The organism is Photobacterium sp. SP02, assembly GCF_038519165.1.
Lineage (GTDB): Bacteria > Pseudomonadota > Gammaproteobacteria > Enterobacterales > Vibrionaceae > Photobacterium > Photobacterium halotolerans.
On sequence record NZ_JASJOJ010000041.1, the window covers coordinates 20,683 to 40,081 of the forward strand.

A 19,399-nucleotide genomic window follows, 5' to 3' on the forward strand; every position below is an offset into this window, starting at 1 on the left:
AGAAGAAACAGGTCTGTATACTACCAAGCACAATAAAAAAAGCCACGTCATCAGACGTGGCTTACAGATAACAAAGATGCGATTAATTGAGGTAATCGGCCAGATAGGCAAGTATATGTTCAGCCTGCTGTTCAGAGAGCTTGCTCAGTTTGAGCTGGAGTCTGTCACCATCTTTGACATAGCTTGCTTGTCCGCGCACCAGCTCAACCGACTGAGGTTTGCTGCTCTGCTGCACTTTGGGACGCACGACCTCACCAAGATGCTCAATGTGATTGGTGACTTCACGGGTTATACGCGTAATACCCTGTGCATCGACGCTTTGCCACACAGGTTTATCTTGCTGAGCCAGCTCCTTGACAAACGCTTGCTGCTGCTCATCATTCAGTGAATAGTAGAGTTTATGCAGCTTCACTATGGTCGGCCGGCCGAGCTCACCGACACTCGGGTAAGCCATTAACAGCTCCATCGGCAAACTGGCCGCTTTCAACGCGCCGCTGACCAGCGCTTCGCTGCACTGGCAAAACCGGGCCAAGGCTTTTTGATCAGCCACTTTGCCGCTAGCCAGCAAAGCCTGCATTTCTTTGCCGCGCTCAAACAATGACAGCGGCTTGTGCGCATTGGCCACATCGGAAAGAAACTTGGCATGATTACTGTTGATGCCTTTGGCGACATAAATCAGAAAATCCTGTTGCGACAGCAAACAGGCCATCCGCCGCCGGCTACCGTCCAGCACTTCAATGCGGCCGTCTTCCAGCCAGCGACCCACTGCCGGATATTGCTGTCCCCGGTCTTTCAGTGTTGTCAGAATATCGGCTAAGGCATGTTCGTTTAAAAATGCCTGCTCACGGGCATTCTGAGCAAAAACCTGAGTCTGTTCGCCAATCTCGCTGGCTTTCACTTTTACCAGTTCAAACGCCACAGTGGTTTCACCGGCAACTGCCAGCTCAATCACTGCTGCTTTATCTTTTGCCGCACTCTGCGCCTCAGCCACTGTGGTCGCACGGCGCTTATCTGCTTTACCAAACAGACGGGCATTCAGATCGTTTGTTTTAATCGCCACCTGTTATTTCTCCTGGTTCAAATTGGCCCAGTGACTATGCATGACGCGTTCGAGCTCAAGGCCAACCCGCTGAATCGCGTCCTGGGCAGTCGATAAGGTTTTTTTACCGCCTTCAAAATCTGAGGTCGTCAGATCAAAAACGGTGCTGTAGGTATCAGCGCAGGTTTCAAAAGCACGGCTACGGGGCACCGTCGCCATCATCACCTGCTCCTGAAGCAGATAGTTCATTTCCGTTAATACCGAAACCTGTTTCTTATTATCATCTTCGAACATGGTAGGGATCAAACGGATAAACTCCAGTCCATGCCAGTCTTCCGGGAACATTTCATACACAGTAGGCAAATGCTGGAAGAAATTCACCGTAGATGCCCAGTCAAGCCGTTTGGCCGCACAAGGGATCAGCAGCGCATTTGATGCATACATCGCATTCCACACCAAGGGGTCGATGTGCGGACCTGTATCAATCATGATGACATCGAATTCATCTTCTATCTGATCGATGACTCGCTCTTTCAGCAGTTGCACAATATCCAGGTTCTGATTTACAGCCAGATCCTGCCAGGCATCAGCATTGAACATGGCGTCTTCCGGGAAGGCCGCAATGGTTTTCAGGTTAGGGTACTGGGTCGGCATAACCACATTGTTCATCAGAAATGCTTTGTCCGTAGCCTGATCTTCCGGCACATTTCCCAGCATAACGTCAACCGCGGAATAAATGTTTTCCTGATCGCCGACACTGATTTGCGGGTTCAGGAACAGACGAAGAGAGCCTTGCGGATCCAAATCGATTAAACAAATGCGATAGCGCTTATCCAGATCCAAGGCCAGACAAGCCGCCAAATGAACCGCCGTCATTGATTTGCCTGTGCCACCTTTCTGGTTCTGCACATTCACCACCCAGGGCTTACGCTTGCCGGTTTGGCGCTCGTGAAAGGCAGGCCGCTCTGCCGCATCCATCAGCATATGTGCTTCATTCAGCGTGATGGAGTAATGATTGGCGTTATTTTTAGTAAATTGATGTCCCGCTTCTTCCATCCGGGCAATCGCTTCATCTAACTTACGACGGGTCAGGCCAGAGCGGGTTTCCATAAGTGCTTTTGACATAGAGGGAAAATGATCATCCCTGCGCTCTTCCAGCACGATTTCAATACGGTCCGCCTGTACCTGTTTTGTCTGCTCAGCTATCTTGAGCAAATTTTCTATTGTTTCTACCCGATTCATCTTGTTCATCACCCTACAGAGTATTTGTCAAAATTGTACAACATAAATATACAAAAACAACAAAAAGCTGAACGATTAACTGTGATGAAGAGCTCAAGTAAAAACCATGCCAGTTCGGATAAAAGCCGTACGAATTAACAAAATCCTTACAAATGAGTGCGTCATTTCTGGCTGTTATGATTCAGATAACAGCCCACAAATTAAAATGTCACAGTGTCACAAATTTACAATGTAAAGCAAATGAGCCTGATTTTGGCTGGAAGCCTGAAAAAAGATGGCTAATCTACAGTGACTGTCATTTCAACCTACAAATAGCCAAGATGAGCTCAATGAATCAGAGCAGACGCACCGAAAAAGGCGATAGCATGAGGCCAGCGAGAATAATGGAGCAAAAATGAGCACTGTGCCTTGATCATGCTTCAGGCATTATTTGCCGTTTACGCAACAATGATCAAGGAGAAAGCCGGCTAAATAGTAAGCTGAAAAAGGGACTCTCAACACAAGGAAAGATCGGATCAATGATCAAGATAAAGATCCTCACCAGGGATCAAGTCCAATACCTGCGGAAGCATAGTGAAGTACCGCTAATTTACGGTGAATGCCCGATATACCTGAATCAAATCGGGTTGTTATCCCTGCAACGGGCAGCGATTGCGTTAACCACCATCGCAATCAGTAGGTTGAAATGACAAAACTGACAGCTTGATCATTTTTCCATTACCGGACACATATAAAAGCGCTCTGTTATTACGGTGATTGTCTTTCCGAAATCGATGAAATCAACAGCAACAGGAGAGAACCAGACGTAAAAAACGGATTGCGCCAAGTCCAAAGGCGATAACTTGATCATCGTTCTGGGTCTGAAAACAGGAAAAAGACCTGAAAAAGGGGAGTGAATCGTCGATTTTGCTCACCGGGAGATCACCTCCTCGGTATAACCCTGTGGATAACCTGTATAAACACATTGATCATAGTTCTGTTGTTTCGTTGATCATACTTACAGAGCACTAATGATCATGGTTCTGGGCCTTGTTTGATCATGCTTACAGAAGCATCATGATCACCACTCCGAAAGTGCATTGATCATACTTCCGGATCATGCAGAAAAATATATTTTTGTAATCAGTGGGTTATACCAAATTTGTGGCCCGGATCATAAGATCACTCTATCAATTAGATCATTAAAATCAAAAAGATCATTATTAAAAAGCCTCAATAAAAAAAGCTTTCTTTCTCAGTATTTTTTTATTATTCTTTCCGGAAAGATGGTCAAATTACGGCGAATGGCAAATGAAATCTACGGTTACACGTGATGAGAAATATGATGAAAAGATCCTGATCTCAGCTCCCCGATCACACAAAGACGGACACTTGTTTGCCATTCCCAACGCGCTTGTCGACTGGTTACCTCAATACCAGCACTTCAAAGGGGTCACCAGAAGTATTATTGAACTGCTGAACCTGATCTCCTTACGTGGCCTGTCCAGCCAGGACGGCATAGTGTCGACCACCGAACTGGTGGAAGCCACTGAGGGTCAGCTTACCCGTGCGGCCATACAGCAACGTTTACGTGCGGCTGTGAGTATCGGTTTATTCAACCAGCAACCGGTACGCTTCGAAGAAGGGCTGGCAGGCAAGACCATGCTGCACCACTTCATTAATCCTGCTCTTTTGGTTTCTCAGCTGGGCACTGCCAGCCTGCAGTCTGCTCAAAGTAAGGAACAAGAAAAACAAAAACGTTCCAAAGCTTTGGCTCAGAATCAGGTCAATAAACGTTTATTGAACGAATATGGTCTGGGCACGCCGCCTATGATGCCTGACGAAGCCGATCAGATTGTTGTCTCACCCACCAGCTGGGCGGGGATTATTGATCAGGCACTGGCGCCGCCACGTACCAAGAAAAGCTATCAGAAATCTATGGTAGCAATATCTGGCACACGCGCAATTATTGAAACACGATCATCGAAAGCGATCATGACGGTAGACGACATGATGACGCTGTTCGCGCTGTTTACCCTGACGGTGCAATATCATGATCATCATTTATCGGATTACGAGCTGCAATCGCGGCACATGAGCAATAAAACACCGATTTACATCACAGATATTCTGGCATTGCGCGGGAAAAAAGACAGCGGCCCGGCCCGTGATTCGATCCGCGAAAGCATAGACAGGATCGAGTTCACCGATTTTCAGCTGCATGAACTGACAGGCCGCTGGTTAAGCGAGAACATGCCGGAAGGCTTTAAAAGTGATCGTTTTCGTTTTCTGGCCCGGACCATAACCGCGTCGGAAGAAGCGCCGCAGGAAGGCGAAGATGGCGAAATCCGCATTAAACCGAATCTGTACATTCTGGTCTGGGAGCCTTCATTTTTTGAAGAGCTGCTGACCAGGGACTATTTTTTCCTGTTCCCGCCAGAGATTCTTCGCCAGCATACTCTGGTCTTCCAGTTATATACCTTCTTCCGCAGCCGGATGTCACGCCGTGGCCATGACAGCATGCTGCTGAGCGAGCTGAACCAGAAACTGGCCCGCAATATTGAATGGCGCCGTTTCTCTACCGATTTGATCCGTGAGCTGAAAAAGCTGGCTGAAGGCAAGGTGACTGAGTCGTTATTTGCCGTCAACCTGTGGGGCTACCACCTGACGATCAGCCCGGCAGAAGGCAAGGCATCGCGCTACCAGGATTATAATATTGAGATCAAATGTGATGCCGATGAAGTGATCCGCTTCTCCCGGGCCAAGATGCACAATGAAGGTAAGCGATCCATGGCCCCCACTATGCCCAACCCGCTGCGCAATGAGATCCTGCCCCGCCAGGAGCTGGATCAGCTGTCTGAGATCATTGACGGCGAGTTTGAACCGATCCAGCGCAAAGAAGGGCGACCTAAGGGCCGTTTGGGGCGGCGGGTTAAATTGCGAAAGCACCTGGTCGAAATCAATGCGGATGAGTTAACCATTGTCCTGTCTAAATATACCTCTCAGGAGGCCTTGCAACGCAGTATCACAGCGCTGTCTGCTATGTCGGGTCATCCCGTCAGTGTGATTACCGAAGAGTGTCAGGCTTTTATGGACAAGCTTGACTGGCTGCGTGTCAGTGGCGAGGTGATGCCATACGAAATCCTGAGTAAAACGGTTGAGCTGTTTAACAGCCAGCATGATGAGCGCCATCTGTCGATAGAAAAGCTGATCTCAGGATTAGCCGTACGCCGTAAGGTCTGTAAGTTAGTGTACGAAGGGCACATTAATGATCAGGTACTGACGGCGCTAGATGATATTGCCAGCGGAAGATAGGAAGCAAGATCAAAGATTTTCGTCAAATCTGAGTCAAATCAATATGTTTTGACATTGCGATGACATTAGGTGCACAAAAAAAGCCAAAATGAATCTTGATATAACCTTTGTCCCTTTCGATGAGAAAGGTAACCCCTGGCAAGGATGGCGGGTCAGTTATCTTGTGAGTCTCTCGAAAATGCAATATGTGAGTTTGTTGCGAGCCCGTCCCGGCTCGCTTTTTTTTATCTGTTTTTCAGGCCACGGACTATGCCATGCCCCTGAGGACACTCAGGTATCAGTCGTAGCATCTTTCCCAATACGCCACAGCCAAGAGAACGGAGTTTATTCTCCCCCCCTGCCTTGATCATCTTTCCAGTTGAAATGACCGTGCTGGTGGATGTCTCTGATTTAGTGAAGTGACATTTTCATATCAATAAAATTTGTTGCATATCCGTTTTACACTGTAAACCGGGTTTGTGACTTCTCTGCGTCCCACTTCTGCCTCCCTGTTCGCAATTGACAACACGTCAAAAAATCGCTGCTGGCTATACTTAACTGGAATCAATACATCATTGCTGTTTCGCCTTTGTTCACAGGAGCACATGGATGAAAGTCACCCTGATAGTCGGCGCTGTCTTACTGCTGGCTCTGGTTGCTGGTATTGGTTACACCGAATACCAGCGACATGCGCAGACACTGGTGAAACAGTCACGCCCCGTGCCCAATGTGGTGGTTCAGCCGGTCGTGCGGCAGAACGTTTCCCGTCTTGTCGAAGCGCTTGGCACGGTGAAATCGCGCGAGTCAGTGCAGATCACCGCAAAAGTGACGGAAAAAGTCGATCGGATCCATTTTGAAGACGGCCAGCAGGTGAGGGCGGGGGAATTACTGCTCACACTGACCTCGGGTGAACAACAAGCCAAAGTCAGGGCGGCGCAGGCCAACCTGGACGAACAAAGGCGGGAATACAAGCGCATTGAAGGTCTGGTTCGGCGCAATACTGTGGCGCGTTCTGAGCTGGATAAACTGCGGACGGGGATTGAAGTGGCCAGAGCCATTCTGGCCCAGAATCAGGCCGAACTGGAAGCCAGAACCCTGCTGGCACCTTTTTCCGGTGTGCTCGGGTTCCGCCAGATCAGCCAGGGCGCCTTGGTGACGCCTGGTATGGTGGTCACCACCCTGGATGCCCTGGATACGGTTAAACTGGATTTTTCTGTGCCTGAACGCTTTCTCGGCCAGATTAACCCTGGTGCTCAAGTGGAAGGAAGCGTCGCCGCTTTTCCCGACCAGATTTTTTCCGGCAGGGTTGCCACGGTCAACAGCCGGGTCGACCCTCAGACGCGGGCCGTTGAGGTGCGGGCCAGAGTCGACAATCCTCAGTTATTATTACGGCCCGGTATGCTGATGACACTGGCACTCACATTAGAATCCCGTGCCGGGCTGGTGGTTCCTGAAGAAGCGGTGATCCCGCGTCAGGCGGAACATTTTCTGATGGTCGTCAACGGCGAAAACGTGGTTGAACAACGGCTGGTTGAGCTGGGCTTTCGCAGTCGCGGCGAAGTGGAAATTCTCAGCGGCGTGCAGCAAGGCGAGCAGGTGATCACCCGGGGGATGGATAAAGTCCGGCCGGGACAAACAGTGACCACTCAGCCTGTGGAGCATTTTACCTTCCGGGAGGCCGCCCATGTTTCTGACTGATCTGGCGGTCCGGCGGCCAGTCTTTGGCTCTGTGATCAGCTTGCTCTTGATTACTTTCGGGCTGGTCGCCTATGAAAGGCTGCCGCTGCGCGAGTATCCGGATATCGATCCGCCGATTGTCACTATCTCAACCAACTACCGGGGGGCATCGGCGGCCATTGTTGAAAGCCGGATCACCCAGATTGTCGAGGATCGGGTGTCTGGCATTGAGGGGATCCGCAATATCAGTTCCACCAGCAGTGACGGCCGGTCGGATGTGACGCTGGAATTTGGTATCGGGCGCGATATCGACGCCGCCGCGAACGATGTGCGTGACCGTATTTCCGGTATTCTCAATAATCTGCCGGACGAAGCGGATCCGCCTGAAGTGCAGAAGGCGGAGGGCAACTCTGAAGTGATCATGTGGCTCAATCTGGTCTCAGACCGGATGGATACCCTTGAGCTGACGGATTACGCCAACCGCTATCTGGTCGATCGCTTCTCTGTGCTGGACGGTGTGGCGGCGGTGCGTATCGGTGGCGGTAAAGAATATGCGATGCGGATATGGATAGACAGGCAAAAACTGGCGGCCCGCAGGCTGACGGTGTCGGATGTGGAAAACGCGCTCAGGGCCGACAACGTTGAGCTGCCGGCCGGATCGATCGAATCGGAAAACCGCCAGTTTTCTATTCGGACTCAGCGCAGTTTTCTCGCCCCTGCGGATTTCTCCCGCCTGGTGATAGGTATTGGTGATGACGGTTATCTGATCCGCCTGGCGGATGTGGCAAATGTGGAGCTGGCGGCGGAAGAAGAAAAAATCATGTTTCGCGGCAATACGCAGGACATGATAGGGCTGGGGATTAACCGGCAATCGACCGCCAATACGCTGGAAGTGGCTCAGGCGGTCAACGCGCTGGTCGCCCAGCTCAACCCGACCCTGCCTGACGGTATGGAAATCAAAGAATCCTATGACTCCTCGGTGTTTATTCAGGCATCAATCGATGAGGTGTATAAAACCCTCTTTATTGCCCTGATCCTGGTCATTATCACGATTTACCTGTTCCTCGGCAGTGTCCGCGCCATGCTGATCCCGGCACTGACTGTGCCTGTGTCTTTGATCGGGACCTTCATTATTCTCTACGCCCTGGGTTATACCATCAACCTGCTCACCCTGCTGGCGCTGATCCTGGCCATCGGGATAGTCGTCGATGATGCCATCGTGATGCTGGAGAATATTCACCGCCGTATCGAACTGGGCGAATCGCCGCTGAAAGCCGCTTTTCTGGGGGCGCGGCAGGTCGGTTTTGCCATTGTTGCCACCACTGTGGTGCTGATATCCGTATTCCTGCCGATTGGTTTTCTGGAGGGCGATCTCGGCAAATTATTCCGGGAATTCTCGGTGGCCATGAGTACCGCGGTGATCCTGTCTTCACTGGTGGCGCTGACGCTGACGCCTATGATGGGGTCAAAAATTATGCAGCAGGTCGAGAGTGAACCCTGGCTGGTGCGTAAGGTCAGTGCTGTGCTGGGGGCGGTGACGGATTTTTACCGCGCATCGCTGATGAACTGGCTGCGCCGGCCTTATCTGATCATCGGCATGCTGGTGGTGATGCTGTGCGGCAGCGTCTGGCTGGCGACCCGTATTCCGACCGAATTTGCGCCCCGGGAAGACAGAGGCGCCATGTTTATTCTGATCAATGGCCCTCAGGGCGCCAGTTTTGAATACATGCAGCCCTACATGAATGAGATTGAGCACAGGCTGATGCCAATGGTGGAGAGCGGGGAAATCATGCGCTTGCTGGTTCGGGCGCCGCGTGGCTGGGGCCAGCTCGAAGACTTCTCTAACGGTTTTGCCATTGTGGTGCTGGAAGACTGGGATGAGCGACGCAATGCGTTTGTGATCATTCGTGATATGCAGCAGCGCCTGAGTGATCTTGCCGGGGTGTCGGCATTCGCTGTGATGCGCCAGCCGTTCGGGCGCGGAGTTAACAAACCGGTGCAGTTCGTGATTGGTGGCGGCACCTATGAGCAGCTTGCCCAGTGGCGTGACATTATCATGGAGCAGGCCGCGAACAACCCCGGACTGGAAGGCCTGGATCATGACTACAAAGAGACCAAGCCCCTGCTTGGGGTGGATATTAACATAGAGCGGGCAGGGGACTTAGGCGTCTCAGTGACGGAAATCGGGCAGACGCTGGAATCTATGCTGGGCTCCCGGGTCGTGACCCGCTACGAATGGCGCGGGGAAGAATACGATGTACTGATCGAAGGCCAGCCGGAGCGACAGAATACCCCGCAGGATCTCAGCAACCTGTACGTGCGTTCACGGCATAATGGCGAACTGATCCCTTTATCGAACCTGGTGACTGTGTCTGAATATGCCGATGCGCCGACCCTGAACCGGTTCAACCGGATCCGCGCTGTCACCATAGAGGCGAATCTTGCCGATAATTACACCTTAGGAGAAGCATTAACCTACCTGAACGGACTGGTCAGGCAATATTTACCTGCCGATGCGGTGGTGAACTATAAGGGCCCGTCGCAGGATTTTCAGACTGCCAGCCACTCTATTCTCTTTGTCTTTGCCCTCGCGCTGGCGGTGGTGTTTCTGGTACTGGCGGCCCAGTTCGAAAGCTATATTCACCCGCTGGTGATCATGCTGACCGTACCGCTGGCGACCTTCGGGGCCTTACTGGGACTGTACTTTACCGGTCAGACCCTCAACATTTATTCGCAGATAGGCATCATCATGCTGGTGGGACTGGCGGCGAAAAACGGGATATTGATTGTTGAGTTTGCCAATCAGCTGCGCGATCAGGGCAAAGCTTACGAAGACGCAGTGATTGACGCGGCCTGTGCCCGCCTGCGTCCGATTCTGATGACAGCCATCACCACGGCTGCCGGGGCGATTCCTTTGATCCTGGCGACCGGCGCCGGGGCAGAAACCCGGATGGTGATCGGGATAGTGGTGCTGTGCGGTATCAGTGTTGCCACCTGCTTTACCTTGCTGGTGATCCCTGTGGTGTACCATCTGCTGGCCCGCCACACCAACAGCCCGGAATTTGTCACCCGCCAGCTGGAGAAAGAGCTGGCGCAAGACAATACTGTGCTGCTGAAAAAGAAACGGCTGGGGTGAGTAAGGTTCAACACAGGGTTTTCAATTTATCATTGCCGCCTGGTTAATTTTATTGTTGTGTATCCGGTCACTCGTAAATACTGGGTGTGCTCGGGATATGACGGTATCACACCAAATTCTTAAAATGGGGACACTTCATAATTCGAAGTCGAGTCACAATTAAACGTTGAATTAGATCTTTCAAATCACTGCCTTATGTCGCGATCCACAGGAGTTCATGATGAAAAGATTCATTCATGCTTTTGTTTCTGCACTGATTATTATCATCACTGTCGGTTTTAATAATGCATATGCAGCACAGGAGCAAACCCAAGTTGACAAAAACTTAGTCAAAGTTGCTGCGACGAACGACAACTTTCAAACACTCGTTATGGCAATCAGAGCTGCAGATTTAACAGGTACTTTAGAAGGAAAAGGGCCGTTTACCCTGTTAGCCCCGACTGATGAAGCGTTTGAAATGCTGCCAGAAGGTACACTTGCTGAATTATTGAAACCAGAAAACAAAGAAAAACTGCAAAAATTAATCACTTATCATCTTCTTCCCAGCGCAATCTCTTCATCAGCAGCGAGTCAGCTGAAACAACCAGAAACTGTTGAAGGGCACCCCCTTACTATCGAAAACACCGACGATGGTATTCGAATTAACGGGGCGAAAGTGATAGAAGCGGATATCCCGGCGACGAATGGTGTCATCCATGTTATCGATAAAGTATTAATTCCGCCTGCGGAATAAAATTGTACTGTGGCGCTGGTTTTGCTGATGAATCTACCAGAGGAGACTTAGGCCACATTGGCCTACATCACTCAGTCTGATTTGTTAATAGCGTCGACTATGACTATAAACGCGGAAAAACTCACAATGCAGTCGTACCTTCGCTGCATTGTGAGTCACACGTCCATAAACAGTGGCACTACTCAGAGGCCATCTTGTCCTGTCCACGACCAGCAAAGCACGCCATTCACTGTGGCATTGTTGCCTGAAATAATGAATGGGGTTTATCAACCGCTTTCCAATTTCCGCTGTTGAATGTTCTAACTCAAATACCACATTGCCCCAATGATCGTAGGGGCCGGTGATTGGCTGTTTGCCCCGTTTCACCCGGTATGTCGGGATTCACCCATACAGCAAACGGAAAGTCGGGCACTTTTCGGATATTTATCAGTCCAACACCTCATCAACGGCCCTGAATGACTTATTGCTGAACGTTTGGCGAAGTCGGGCCGTATTGAGATGGCTCAGTATCAGGAGAAGGTATGAATACAAAGCGACTCTTGTCTCTTGCGATTAGTTTGGCTCTGGCGGGTGCGCTGGCAGGCTGTGATAAACCCGCTTCCGAAAGCGAGATGTCATCAAATGCTGCACCCGCTCAGACGCAGGTGGCCGATCAGCAGGCGACAGCCTATGTGGACACAGAACACAATGCCCGTAATTCGCTGGACTGGAATGGCACTTATGTCGGCACGATTCCCTGTGCAGACTGTGAAGGTATTGAAACTGTCCTTGTTCTGGATCTGCAGGGGACATTTGAACTGACTGAAACTTATCTGGGTAAGGATGGCGAGCAGTTTTCCGATCGGGGAAAATTTAGCTGGAATGACGCAGGTAATACCATCACATTAACCAATGACAGCGGCGAAGGCATTCAGTTCTTTGTCGGAGAGAACCAGTTGTTTCGCCTGGATCGCCAGGGCCAGCGTATTACCGGCAGCCTGGCTGAGATGTATGTGCTGACTAAACAACACAGCCAGTGATAAACACGGCAGCGGTGCTTTATCGCCTGCCTGGTTTTTGCCGCAGGATCGTTGTCTGTTAAATCGCCCTTCACGTTTTTGTTTCTTCAGACAGTCAGGCAGATAAGCAAACCTGATTGTCTGACTTCCCGTCAGAGAAATTTACACTCTGTGTCCAGATCTCCCCTTATCGTGTCGGTGTTTTTTACATTGCTACATAGATGCTGAAAAAAGTGACTGATTTTCATTGGCTTATGTTTTGGCATGTAAGATGCAATAGCTTGTGCGAACACAAATGTACCAACAAAAATTAACACGACATAACACAAGTAGGGAGCAATATGATGAAATCGCTTATAAAGACAGGGGTCGCAGCCCTTGCACTGCTGGGTGGTTCGATGAGTGTGTCGGCGGCACAAATCGACTTCACGGACGGTGCTTATTCAAGCCTGAATGGCAATCAAACCGGCACTGTTGGCGGAATAACGTTTTCGTCGTACCGTTATTATGTTCCCGGATTGTTTCAGGATGGCATTATAACCGGCGATCAGTCACTGGTTAATCTGTCACACAGCGGACAAGGTATCGGCGTCAACAGTATTTCTGACGGCGGCCTGATCGACAGTGCGCTGTTGCTTGGCGATGATAACTTCAAAGTGGATGGTCATGAGTTTCTGGTGCTGAGCTTTGATCAGCCTTCGACAGTAGAAGGTTTATATCTGAATAACCTGAATCTGCTGGAATCGGCGACAGCTTATTTGATTGACGACGGTTTCCCGGAATTTGAACTCAACATCAATACCAATTTACTGGGGATTGATGATTTACTGTCTGCTCTGACGCCAAACGAGCTGAATTTCCAGGGCAATTACTGGGATCTGGATGGCGAAGATAATGTTAAACACATTATTCTGTCGGGCGTGTTGCTGTCAGATTTTTATCTGGCCGGTATTGATTATATGACTTCCGGCGGGCCAGGAAATCCGATTCCAGAACCCGCCAGCTTGTTGTTGCTGACCACAGGCTTAGCTCTGCTGGGCTGGCGTACGCGCCGTAAAGGTGCCGGACAGCAAGCGCCGTTACTGGCGTAAACCGGGTTCAACACTACCTTTTCATATCTGTGAAATGCTTTGATGTACCGGCGATGCATGATGCTCGCCGGATTTTTTTTCTGTAATCGACGCAAGGAGTTGCAGCGATATCACGAAATACTCAGCAAAGAAGTGCCACATGAAAGGGAAATTTGCCTAAAATGTAAGTGTCATTTTCACGTAAATGTGATCGTGTTAACTAATAAGTCTTGTAGCAGAGCCAGACCATCAAATGGCCGCATTACAACAAAACAACACTATAACAATCACATATTTTCCCGAGTTGGCGATGGACGTGACGGTGATAATTTGGGACGAGGTAATCCATTTATGAGCCATTCTGCGCAGGGTAGAGCTGGTCGTGAGGCTAGCTTGCAATCGCTATTTCATTCAATGTTCCTGAAGCGAACCTTGATCAAACTCGCTGTCTTTGCAGTCATCTGGCTGCTGTTAGCCAGTCAGTTCGAGTTATTCGAGCGCTTTACGCTTTGGGTTGGGCAATACCGTCAATTCGGACTGGGCGCTTTCATTTCGCTGATGTTCGTTTTGCCTGTCGCTCTCGTGGCACTGAGCTGGCGACGGCTCAGTCAGATGAATCTCATGCTGAAAGCCGGTGAACGGGATAAAGCGGCCATGTACAAACTGGCAATGCATGATTCTTTAACCGCACTGCCGAACCGGCTTTATTTTTCACAGCAGCTTGAAACCGCCCTTCAGCATGCCGGCGATAACGATGCCTGCGTTGCTGTATTAATGATGGATTTAAATAAGTTCAAGCAGATCAATGATGCTTATGGCCACATTGTGGGTGATGAGCTGCTGGTGGCAACGGCCGGGCGTCTGAAGCATTTGCTGCGCATGCATGACACCATTGCCAGGCTGGGCGGTGATGAATTTGCACTGATCCATGTTGGCGGGCAGGAGCCGGATGAAGCCTCGGCCCTGGCGTCCCGCATTATCAAAGCGATGTCTGAACCCTACCACATCCGCGGACAGCAGATTCTGGCGGGAGTGAGCATTGGTATCGCTATGTCCAATCATGATATTGAACCTGTCGATTTGCTGCGGGCCGCAGATACAGCCATGTACCGCGCCAAAATGGACGGCGGCTCGACGTTTTGTTTCTTCGACACCCGAATGGACGAGCAGTTAAAACAAAGGCAGTTACTGGAAAGAGACTTACGCAAAGCCATGGCGCAAGACTTGCTCGAACCTTATTATCAGCCGGTGTTTGATCTGAAAACCAGCCAGCTGCAAGGATTCGAAGCTTTATTGCGCTGGCGTCATCAGCGCGAAGGTATGGTGTCTTCTCAGGAATTTATGCCTGTTGCCGAGGATGCCGGATTGATTCAGGCGCTGGGTGACTGGGTCCTGAAGCAGGCCTGTATGGCCGCGAGGGATTGGCCGGAAGAAATGAGTATTTCAGTTAATATTTCCGCCCAGCAGCTGAAACCGGACACTTTCTGCCAGACTGTACTGGAAGCGCTGCAGGAATCCGGGCTGGAGCCGGGACGCCTTGAAATAGAACTGACCGCAAAAACCGTACAGCAGGATCCGCCGAAAGTGCGGGCCATGATGCATGATCTGAAGCATATAGGTGTCAGCCTGGTACTGGATGATTTCGGTAACGGGAATGCCTGCCTGACTATATTGCGCGATTTCCCTTTCGATAAAGTAAAAATTGCCCGTGCCTGTGTTGGCACCCTGCCGGGCTCTGACGCTAATAAGGCGCTCATTCAATCTGTTGTGGGCATGAGCGGGAGTTTGGGGGTTCAGGTGGCCGTGGTCGGGATTGAAGATGACGTTCAGCTCTCAACGGTAAAATCACTGGGCTGTCAGCTGGGTCAGGGCTTCCTGTTAGGGCATCCGCTCAGCAGACATGCGGCCGGGCGCTTGCTGGTGGGCTTGCCGGATAAAGCCGTGGGCAGCTAAATCCGGCGGGTGTGCTGTTGTGCTACCGAGCCCGGATTTGCTTTTGTCTGTATTGTTCTGGTGTACATTGCGCATGCCGTTTGAACAGGTTAATAAAAGGCGAAGCCTGGTGATAACCTAAGGTCAGCGCAATTTCTTTTACAGATAAACCTTTCCTCAATAAATGCAAAGAGTAGATAAATTTTCTCCTTTGCCGCCATTCAATGAAACTCATACCGAGCGTATCCTGGCAATGGCGGGCCAGCGTCCGCTCAGAGGTATGCAGTTTTTCTGCCCACGCCGCCAACGTTGTGCCGTCGGTTGGATTTTTTTCCAGCGTACGCAGTATTGGCTGAAGAAGTTTATCTTCACTGCTGGGCAGAAACTGGTCGTGAATACGGGTGTGCCTGAGCTGATCCAGCAAGACGTCGATCAGACGCTTATCTTCAGCGGTTTCCGCGACCTGCAACTGGCGGTCACGCAGATCATTGACTATCGCTTCTATGATAGGGTTGACTTCCAGCAGGCAGGGAAAGCCCGGCAGCGATGTAGCCAGCGGCTGAATCAGGTTCATTGAACAGTAATTCATGCTGCGGCGCATATAACTTTCGTGCTCTATGCCGGGCGGTATCCAGATCGCGTACTGCGACGGTGACAAAAAGCGTTTCCCTTCAGCGTTTAACTCCAGAATACCGCCACTGATTAACTGTAACTGCCCCCAGGGATGGCTGTGCTTGGGGGTAGTTGTATGGGGGAGGAATGCCTGATGGCCGAAAAACACCTCGCCGGGCGGGTTGTTATCGTCAAACAGCGGGCGATAGACGTTTTTCATTGCGCGATCCTTTCATATAAGCCATCACAAGAGTAATTCTGATGGGCTGCTGTTGGCAAGGGGCTGAAGCCGGCCGCCATACATGCTATCCTTCGCCGCTTTGTTCAAAGCTAATAGTGCAAAACTCAATAATCATCCGTGTTGGTAAGTATTTACTATCAGAGCTGATGATTATGAAGTTTGGTATGACGGATAATGGAAAATCATGAATTTTAACCGCATCGTTTGTTTTGATCTTGAAATGTGTTGCTGGAATGAAGACGGTATCGCCCGCACCGGCGAAATCATTGAGATTGGCGTGGCTGAGCTGAACCTTGAAAAGGGCACGATTTCACGTCGGGCGCAATACTATGTTCAGCCGGAGAACGACGAAATATCGCCATTTTGTACTGAACTGACGGGTATCAAGCCAGAAGTTGTGGCGCAAAACGGCAAGCCCCTGGCCAGTATTCTGTCAGCGATAGAGCAAAAATTCGGTGGCCGCCATAAAATTTATGCGGCGTGGGGGCGGGACGATGCCATCCTGCGTGCCGAGTGCAAAACAAAAGATCTGAACGTGCCTTTCAGGGAATACCTGAACCTGGCAACCTTGTTTAAACTGCAGCCGCACGTTAAAAACAAGCGCATCGGGTTACGGGCCGCCATGAGTATGAGCGGACTGGAGTGGGAAGGCCGTCAGCATTCAGGCTATGTTGATGCCTATAATCTGGCCCGGTTAGCTCGTGTGATGCTCTGCCCGTCTGAGTAAGGGCTGCCGGTAAGCTGGCACTAACCTTTAGGTGCAGGTAACAGTGTGTGATGATCTGTTGCCTGTGCTTTTTCTCTTCTCTTTTCTTTTCTTTATTCCTCTCAATCCCTTTTATTGATTACTGTCTCCCGGATCGGCAACAGGACAAAATAGTGCTTTGTGGATTATTTTGACTTTCTGTCCTGACGAGCTTAAATCAAATAAGTACCCGGATATCTTTCTCAGAAAGAAGGGAAGCGCCTATGCCTGCCAGTCACAACCGTCGGAGCTATGCATCAAACGCCGCACCAAACGCCGCACGAAATACCGGGCAAAACGCGCTAATGACAATAGTGTCAATTGTTGTGGTTGTGGGAGTGCTGCTATTTCTGACCCGGGATGTCTTCTCTCAACTGATTTTTCTCAGCCAGTCAGAAAATCCAATACGTAATGTGGCGATATTTACCGCGATCTGGCTGATAGCCATCGCATCGCTAAAAGCGGTGTTAACGGTCAGACTAACGGCCGTACATGTTTTCTGGAATCTGTTTCTTACCCTGGTTGTGTTGGCCCATTTATCCCTGCTTTTGATTCTGGCTGATAACCTGACCCTGTTCGATATCAGGCGGATGTGGATTGAACGCGGCGAGGCGGTTGCAGCTTTGCTTTTTTACTGGTCAGAACTTCTTCTGCCTTTGCTGATTGCTGTGGCATTCAGCCTGTCTTTATTCAGAATCAGAACCTGGCTGCTTTCCCGATATCGCCCTTCCTCCTCCTGCGTTGCTGCCGGATTTCCTGGGTTTGTTATAGGAATACTGGCTGCCATGGTGGCGATGAAAGGCCCGACAGCGGTGGAGGGGATGGCGGGCGTTTATACCCTGCCCGGCTTTTTAAGCGTGATACTCTTCGAGCAGATTGTGGATGAACGACCAGAGCGACGGCCGGTCACGGCCATCGCCGGCAAGCCATTGATCAGCAATGTTATTGTTGTCATGGACGAGAGTGTCAGCGGTGATTTTTTCGGGCAGGATACGGATTATTCGCTTGTACCGAGTTTAAAGGCGCATGCTGATGCTGTGATCAATTACGGTGTCGCGACCTCGGCACATAACTGCAGCAGCTATAGCAATGCTGTGCTTCGCTGGGGAGTCGTTCCCGGCGCCTTTGAGCAGGCCCTACGTTTGCCGACTATCTGGCAATACAGTCAGGCATCTGGCTATACCAGTACCTATATTGACGCCCAGAAACCGCCGGGCACACTGGCCAATTTCATGAATATTGATGAACTGAGCTTCATCAATCAGGTAAAGCAGCTTAATGTCGAGCAAATTGAAAGGCATCAGGCATTCATGCGGATTGATTTCGATATTGTCGATCATTTGGTGTCGCTGGTGGCAGATGATAAGCCAGACTTTATTTATATCAATAAACTGGGTGTGCACTTTCCCTATGAGGGGAAATACCCTGCCTCCTCGACCAGGTTTCAGCCTGCGATGGCGTTATTTGAACCTATCGGTCACAGCGATCGTCAGGCTCTGATTAATTCCTATAAAAATGCCATTGCCTGGAATGTGAACGGCTTCTTTGATCGTTTGCTAAACAGCATTGATTTAGACAATACGGTGGTGATTTATACCTCTGATCACGGACAGGATTTACTGGAAGAAGGAAAAGGGCTGCTGACGCATTGCAATCGTAACAGCGGCTCTGCCTATCAGGGGATGGTGCCCATGATGGTGCTGACGAGGCATCCGCAACTGCGGCAGCGATTTGAGTCATCGCTGGCGGAAAACCGCCATCAATTGTCGCATTTCAATGTGTTCCCCACTGTGCTTGAAATTCTGGGGTACGAACATGATTTTGTGAAACAGCATTACGGTGATGCCATGTTTTACCCGGTGGAACGGATCGGGAAATTCTATACCAGCGAATTATTTCTTCCTGAACATGCCCAGCACGACTATGAGTGGAAAAGCGTGCCGCTGCCAACGCCTTCCCGGTTACTGTCGGGGGCGCTTGTCAGTCAGCATGCTGACTGATAGGAATTCCCTGCCTTATGGCAAAAAACAGGTAACCGTTCACTGAGAGCATGTTGACACACGCTTTTTGTGACCACGTTAACTTGATCCGCACAACACCTGTTGATGTGGCAGGAAAGTCGTTCCGAATTTAAAACCCTACCGCCATCATCAGATCTTTGATTTACCGGATGCGAGCTACAGTGTGATCGAGCATACGTAAGATCCAAAGCATGCTAAGTAATGCCTTTGTACACTCCTTGACCGCTTGTTTCATCATTCCAGCACGCTCAATATCAAGGGGGACAGTTATTGGCTCTCTGGATGAGCAATAAACCATGGATGAATTCTATCACGGGCACCCAGGAGCATTTAACACGATGACTTCAGTTACTGGACAGCTATATGAAGCGGTTTATTCCTGAAATGGCCGCGGAATCTCGGGTTAAGGCCTCTATAACAAAAATTCAGAAAGAAGTTGCTAAGAAATTAGAAAATTTTCCAAAAAGTTGGCAATGAAAATGAGTTAAAAATTCACGAAAAATTGTAAACCACTGTTTTTAAGTGAAATTAAAAGTTGGCACGGTGGTTGCAATATATCAATCATCGCAAAGAGCAGCGTTATGTTCTACTTATCGAAATGATTAAAATTTAAGGGAAAGTGATTATGCCAACTCCAGCTTATATGTCTATTCATGGTGAAACTCAGGGCCACATTACTA

General features: G+C 49.9%; 12 protein-coding genes. 9 read left to right on the forward strand and 3 right to left on the reverse strand.

Annotation, left to right across the window (positions count from 1 at the left end):
- Positions 1–82: 82 nt before the first annotated feature.
- Together P0Y67_RS15985 and P0Y67_RS15990 are read right to left on the reverse strand one after the other, a co-directional pair.
- A complete protein-coding gene (locus tag P0Y67_RS15985; protein ID WP_342392673.1) occupies positions 83–1,060 on the reverse strand; it encodes a ParB/RepB/Spo0J family partition protein in 978 nt (325 codons plus the stop codon).
- Between the two features lie 3 nt (positions 1,061–1,063).
- The gene (locus tag P0Y67_RS15990; protein ID WP_342392674.1) at positions 1,064–2,281 is read right to left on the reverse strand and encodes an AAA family ATPase; all 1,218 of its coding nucleotides are present in this window, start codon (positions 2,279–2,281) and stop codon (positions 1,064–1,066) included.
- Positions 2,282–3,571: 1,290 nt separating this feature from the next.
- Between P0Y67_RS15990 and P0Y67_RS15995 the strand changes: the two genes are divergently transcribed.
- The 7 genes from P0Y67_RS15995 to P0Y67_RS16025 all read left to right on the forward strand — a co-directional run bounded on the left by P0Y67_RS15995 (position 3,572) and on the right by P0Y67_RS16025 (position 15,121).
- Positions 3,572–5,575: a replication initiator protein RctB domain-containing protein gene (locus P0Y67_RS15995; protein ID WP_342392675.1), complete on the forward strand. Its 2,004-nt coding sequence runs from the start codon at positions 3,572–3,574 to the stop codon at positions 5,573–5,575.
- A gap of 588 nt (positions 5,576–6,163) precedes the next feature.
- On the forward strand, positions 6,164–7,252 hold the full coding sequence (locus P0Y67_RS16000) for an efflux RND transporter periplasmic adaptor subunit (protein WP_342392676.1): 1,089 nt from the start codon (positions 6,164–6,166) through the stop codon (positions 7,250–7,252).
- Entirely contained in the window at positions 7,239–10,367 is a 3,129-nt protein-coding gene (locus P0Y67_RS16005) for an efflux RND transporter permease subunit (RefSeq protein WP_342392677.1), read from the forward strand. Before P0Y67_RS16000 ends, P0Y67_RS16005 begins: the two co-directional genes overlap by 14 nt.
- 220 nt (positions 10,368–10,587) lie before the next feature.
- Complete coding sequence (locus tag P0Y67_RS16010) at positions 10,588–11,100, forward strand: fasciclin domain-containing protein (protein WP_342392678.1); 513 nt, start codon at positions 10,588–10,590, stop codon at positions 11,098–11,100.
- 521 nt (positions 11,101–11,621) lie between these two features.
- Positions 11,622–12,119 (forward strand): copper resistance protein NlpE, encoded by a 498-nt coding sequence (locus P0Y67_RS16015; RefSeq protein WP_342392679.1) that lies wholly within the window; start codon positions 11,622–11,624, stop codon positions 12,117–12,119.
- A gap of 323 nt (positions 12,120–12,442) precedes the next feature.
- Entirely contained in the window at positions 12,443–13,189 is a 747-nt protein-coding gene (locus P0Y67_RS16020) for a PEP-CTERM sorting domain-containing protein (protein WP_342392680.1), read from the forward strand.
- 411 nt (positions 13,190–13,600) lie between these two features.
- Complete coding sequence (locus tag P0Y67_RS16025) at positions 13,601–15,121, forward strand: putative bifunctional diguanylate cyclase/phosphodiesterase (RefSeq protein WP_342392681.1); 1,521 nt, start codon at positions 13,601–13,603, stop codon at positions 15,119–15,121.
- Between the two features lie 22 nt (positions 15,122–15,143).
- On the opposite strand, the gene P0Y67_RS16030 is transcribed toward P0Y67_RS16025, so the two are convergent.
- Positions 15,144–15,932, reverse strand: coding sequence for an AraC family transcriptional regulator (locus P0Y67_RS16030; protein WP_342392682.1), 789 nt, complete (start codon positions 15,930–15,932; stop codon positions 15,144–15,146).
- Positions 15,933–16,137: 205 nt separating this feature from the next.
- Here P0Y67_RS16030 and P0Y67_RS16035 point away from each other — a divergent pair, with 205 nt between their 5' ends.
- Positions 16,138–16,680: a 3'-5' exonuclease gene (locus P0Y67_RS16035; RefSeq protein ID WP_027251404.1), complete on the forward strand. Its 543-nt coding sequence runs from the start codon at positions 16,138–16,140 to the stop codon at positions 16,678–16,680.
- A 242-nt stretch (positions 16,681–16,922) separates the two neighbouring features.
- A complete protein-coding gene (locus tag P0Y67_RS16040) occupies positions 16,923–18,698 on the forward strand; it encodes a sulfatase-like hydrolase/transferase (RefSeq protein WP_342392683.1) in 1,776 nt (591 codons plus the stop codon).
- Positions 18,699–19,399: the final 701 nt, after the last annotated feature.